Annotated in this window: 3 protein-coding genes; 1 reads left to right on the top strand and 2 read right to left on the bottom strand. The window is 73.8% G+C overall.

Features of this window, described 5'->3' with window-relative positions; genetic code table 11:
• Positions 1-1,037: multicopper oxidase domain-containing protein (locus tag AB0I76_RS25805; protein ID WP_357040478.1), on the bottom strand; the 1,037-nt coding region annotated here is incomplete at its 3' end.
• A gap of 181 nt (positions 1,038-1,218) precedes the next feature.
• Here AB0I76_RS25805 and AB0I76_RS25810 point away from each other — a divergent pair.
• Positions 1,219-1,644 carry an archease gene (locus AB0I76_RS25810; RefSeq protein ID WP_357040481.1) on the top strand — a complete coding sequence of 142 codons (426 nt, stop codon included), beginning with the start codon at positions 1,219-1,221 and terminating at the stop codon, positions 1,642-1,644.
• A gap of 10 nt (positions 1,645-1,654) precedes the next feature.
• On the opposite strand, the gene AB0I76_RS25815 is transcribed toward AB0I76_RS25810, so the two are convergent.
• Positions 1,655-3,073 (bottom strand): RtcB family protein, encoded by a 1,419-nt coding sequence (locus AB0I76_RS25815; RefSeq protein ID WP_357040484.1) that lies wholly within the window; start codon positions 3,071-3,073, stop codon positions 1,655-1,657.
• Positions 3,074-3,293 lie beyond the last annotated feature (220 nt).

The following is a 3,293-nucleotide window of genomic DNA, read 5'->3' on the forward strand; positions in this document are numbered from 1 at the left end:
CGTAGCTGAAGCACGTCGAAGCGGTCCCGCCCGCCGGCGAAGCGGTCGGCCAGCGCGCCCGCCTCCAGGTCGGGGCCGGTGCTGCGCAGCGTGACCCGCTCCCCGGGCCGGACGGTCACCACGATCTCGGCGCGCTCGCCGGGCGAGAGCCGCACCTGGTTCAGCCGGGCGGTGCGCGGCAGCAGGCCGCCGTCGCTGGCGATCATGTCGAACGGCCGGCCGTCGGAGAGCCCGAACCCGTAGATGCGGGCCGTGGAGGCGTTGAGCAGTCGCAGCCGGACCCGCTCCGTGCGCACGTCGAGGTACGGCCCGACGGTGCCGTTGACCAGGAGTGTGTCGCCCAGCACCCCGATGCTGGAGATCGAGTTCCGGGTCTTGGTGAACTGGCCGCTGCGGGAGAACGCCCGATCCTGCACGATCACCGGCACGTCGTCGACGCCGTAGTCGCGGGGCAGCGGCAGGGCCGCCTCCCGGTCGTCGTCGAGGATGAACATGCCGGCCAGGCCCCGGTAGACGTGCTCCTCGGTCTTCCCGTGCACGTGCGGGTGGTACCAGAGCGTCGCGGCCGGCTGGTTCACCGTCCAGGTCGGCGACCAGGTCGCCCCGGGTCGGACCATCTGGTGCGGGCCGCCGTCCATCCGGGCCGGCAGGTGCATGCCGTGCCAGTGCACGCTGGTCTCCTCGCCCAACCGGTTCACCACGTTCACCGCCACCTGCTCACCGCGCTTCGCCCGGAGCGTCGGGCCGAGGTAGTCACCGTCGAACCCGGCGGTCCGGGTCATCCGGCCGTCGCCGCGGAAGTCCCGGCGTCCGTCGCGGGCGAGCAGGTCGAACACGCGCCGGCCCTGCCCGTCGATCCGGGAGGGCGCCAGCGGAGGTACGGCGAGCGGGCGCACGAAGTCCACCTCGCCGACGGTGTCGGTGCCGGAGCGGGTGAACGTCCAGGCCCCGGCGGCGATACCGCCGCAGCAGAGCACGAGAACGACGGCGAGCACGCCGAGGAGCAGGCGGACGAGGGGTCGGCGTCGGGTCGCCACGGTGGCACCTCCGGTGGGTCGGTACCTGTAGCCTCTCTTCTTATCCGTCCCGCCGACCAGGCCGGCGGGACGGTTTCCGGGGCCGCTCCGGGATCACCCCGAGCCGCAGCCCCGGGACGTTCTCCGACCGTCTCGGGGGCAGACCGCCCCGCCGGACGGACCCGTGGCGGATGATCGGGACATGGCAGGACGACCCGAGCGCGGCCACCGCTGCGTCCCGCACACCGCCGACGTCCGGATCGAGGCGTGGGCGCCCAGCCGGGAGGAGTGCGTGGCCGAGGCGGTCACCGCCCTGGTCGACACCTTCGCCGACACCACCGGCGCGCGCACTTTCACCGACCGGGAGTACCGCCCGCAGGCCGGTGAGGACGACGAGGACCTGCTGGTCAGCGTCCTCGACGAGGTGATCTTCCGGATGGACACGGCGGGCGAGCTTCCCGTACGCACCGAGGTGGCCGACGAGGACGGCACGGTGGTGCGCTGGCGGACGGCGAACACCGACGACGTGGAACTGGTCGGGGCGGTGCCGAAGGCGGTCGCCCTGCACGAGCTGCGCTTCGGCCCCGAGGGGCCGGGCTGGTCCTGCACGGTGACCTTCGACGTGTGAGCGGCGGGGCTCAGCCCTTGACGACGCCGAGCGGCACCAGCCGGGCGATCTTCCGGCACAGGCCGGCGCCCTCCGCCGCCTCGACCACCGCCGACACGTCCTTGTACGCCGCCGGCATCTCCTCGGCCAGGCCGCGCCGGGACGCACCGCGTACCGCGATGTCCTGCGCCTCCAGTTGGCCGCGCGGGTCCTGGCCGCGCTCCGCCCGCACCGCCTGCTTGCGGCTCTGCACCCGGCCCGCGCCGTGGCAGGTGGAGGCGAAGGCGGGTGAGTCGGGCACGCCGGTGAGGACGTACGAGGAGGTGCCCATCGAGCCGGGGATCAGCACCGGCTGCCCGACGTCGCGCAGGTCCTCGGGCAGCTCCGGATGACCGGGCGGCAGCGCGCGGGTGGCCCCCTTGCGGTGCACGCACAGGCTGCGACGGTCCCCGTCCGTGCCGTGGGTCTCGATCTTCGCCAGGTTGTGCGAGATGTCGTAGACCAGGTCGAGGCGGCTGCCGGTCTCCCGCGTGAAGGCCGTCCGGGCGGCGTGCGCGAGCAGTTGCCGGTTGGCGCGGGCGTAGTTGGCGGCGGCGGCCATCGCGCCGAGGTAGGCCCGTCCCTCGTGGGAGTCGACCGGCGCGCAGGCGAGCTGCCGGTCCGGCACCTCGATGCCGTACCGGCGCATCACCTTCTCCATCGTCCGGACGTGGTCGGTGCAGATCTGGTGACCCAGACCCCGGGAACCGGAGTGGACCATCACGCAGACCTGACCGGCGCGCAGCCCGAACGCCGCGGCGACAGGCTCGTCGTACACCTCCGCGACGGCCTGGACCTCCAGGAAGTGGTTGCCGGAGCCGAGGCTACCGACCTGACCGGCCCCGCGTTCGATCGCCCGGGCGCTGACCTGGGCCGGGTTGGCGTCCGCGACCGCGCCGTAGTCCTCACAGCGGTGCAGGTCCCGCTCGACGCCGAAGCCGCGCTCGACGGCGTAGCGCGAGCCGCCGCGCAGCACCCCGTCCAGCTCGTCAGACCCCGTGAGGTGCCACACCGCGCCCCGGCCCATGCCGCGCGGGATCGCCGCGCCGAGCGCGTCCATCAGGCCGTCGAGCCGGGTCCCGAGGTCGGCCCGGTCGAGGTCGGCGGCGAGCAACCGCACGCCGCACGAGATGTCGAAGCCCACTCCGCCCGGGGAGACCACGCCGCCCCGCGCCACGTCGGTGGCGGCCACGCCGCCGATCGGGAAGCCGTAACCCCAGTGCACGTCCGGCATGGCGTACGACGCGTCGACGATGCCCGGCAGGGTGGCGACGTTCGCGACCTGTTCCAGCGACTTGTCGGCTCCGGCGTCGGGCAGCAACGACTCTGACGCGAAGACCACCCCCGGTACGCGCATCGGGTCGTGCCGGTCGATCCGGAACCGGTACGGCGACTCCTCGACCAGCTCCATCCGCCCGGCCTACCCGGCCAGCTACGCGTTACACCAGCTGATCGTCTACGTCCCCGCTGTCGCACCGTCGGCGTGTCGGACAGCCCGGACGTGGACGATCACGTCGATCGGATCAGGCCGGCTCGACGCGGGCGACGGCGACGGTCTGGGCCAGGTCACGGTCGGCGCAGGCGGGCGGCAGCGGTGCCACGGCGCCCCGCACGGTGACCCGGCTGCCGGG

This window comes from Micromonospora sp. NPDC049799 (assembly GCF_040656655.1).
Taxonomy (GTDB): Bacteria; Actinomycetota; Actinomycetes; order Mycobacteriales; family Micromonosporaceae; genus Micromonospora.

Excerpts from the sequence above, each read along its gene's own strand:
- AB0I76_RS25810 (WP_357040481.1), top strand. The coding sequence starts at position 1,219 with ATGGCAGGACGACCCGAGCGCGGCCACCGCTGCGTCCCGCACACCGCC.
- AB0I76_RS25815 (WP_357040484.1), bottom strand. The coding sequence starts at position 3,073 with ATGGAGCTGGTCGAGGAGTCGCCGTACCGGTTCCGGATCGACCGGCAC.